1 protein-coding gene is annotated in these 1,184 nt (G+C 46.9%); it reads right to left on the bottom strand.

Annotation, left to right across the window (positions count from 1 at the left end):
* Positions 1-1,106 (bottom strand): flagellin (locus tag GXP65_RS24925; protein ID WP_162093955.1); only part of this gene is annotated, 1,106 nt, incomplete at its 3' end.
* Positions 1,107-1,184: the final 78 nt, after the last annotated feature.

Raw genomic sequence — 1,184 nt, 5'->3', positions numbered from 1 at the left:
GGCGCTTGTTTCGCTTGCGCAAGGATAGAACTTGACGCTTGCGATAGAATTTGTGACTTAGTCATTTGAGTCGTTTCTTTCGCGAAGTCAGTATCTTTAATACGACTCTTCGACGCGTTCACGTTCTCGTTGATGTTATCCAAGTTGCTGATTGCGTGGTTGAAACGGTTTTGGAAAGCACCCAGCTCTGCACGGTGGCTGTCTACGTATTTCAGTGCCGCATCGATGATAGCCACAGATTCTTGCGCGCCACCTACAGAAGTCACGTCGATAGTATCAACCGTTACGTTATTGCCGTCGCTTAGACCTAGCTCACCAGATAGGCCGCCTGAGAATTCAACGTCACCTTCTACTTTGTTGTTACCCGCAAACACTTGCAGTTTGCCGTCTTGGTCTACTGACGCTTTTACTAGGTCAGTTTGACCGTTGATGTAAGTCGCAAGCTCTTCGATATCGTCACCCGCTTTTGCGCTGATGTTGATTTCTTGCTCTTGACCAAAGCTGTCAGTCAGGCTGATTTTCAGGTCGTTTTTGCCTTCTTCAACGTTCCAGTTTTTGTCTTTGCCGTTTTCAGCTTGGTAGCTCACGCCGCCCATCATTTGGTTGTCAGAGCGCATGTCTTTTAGGTTCAGCATTACCGCTTCGCCGTTATCTGCACCGATTTGGAAAGACTGAGTACCGTAAGTACCGTTTAGAAGCTTGTTACCACCGAAAGAAGTCGTTTCAGCGATACGGTTTAGTTCATCGTTCAGTGCTGTTACTTCTTCTTGAATCGCAACACGTTCTGCTTTTGAGTTAGAACCGTTTGCTGATTGAAGAGACAGGTCACGCATACGTTGTAGGATGTTAGTGGTCTCGTTCATTGCACCTTCAGCAGTTTGTGCAATAGAGATACCGTCGTTCGCGTTACGAACAGCCACATCCAGGCCACGGCTTTGTACGTTCAAGCGGTTCGAGATTTGAAGACCCGCAGCGTCATCTTTCGCGCTGTTGATTTTGAAACCTGAAGACAAACGCTCCATAGAAGTTTGTTGTGCTGAGTTTGCGTTGTTCAGGTAACGCTGAGCGGTCATCGCTGATACGTTTGTGTTTACATTCACTGCCATGGTGATTTCTCCAATTGATTTTCCGATGTAGCGGTTTCCGACGTCTCGGAAAACCAAGTAGTTCTCTCAAAGTTACTT

The sequence above is a fragment of the Vibrio sp. LB10LO1 genome (genome assembly GCF_010092875.1).
GTDB classification, from domain to species: domain Bacteria; phylum Pseudomonadota; class Gammaproteobacteria; order Enterobacterales; family Vibrionaceae; genus Vibrio; species Vibrio campbellii.
This window is presented reverse-complemented; position numbering and strand designations above follow the sequence as displayed.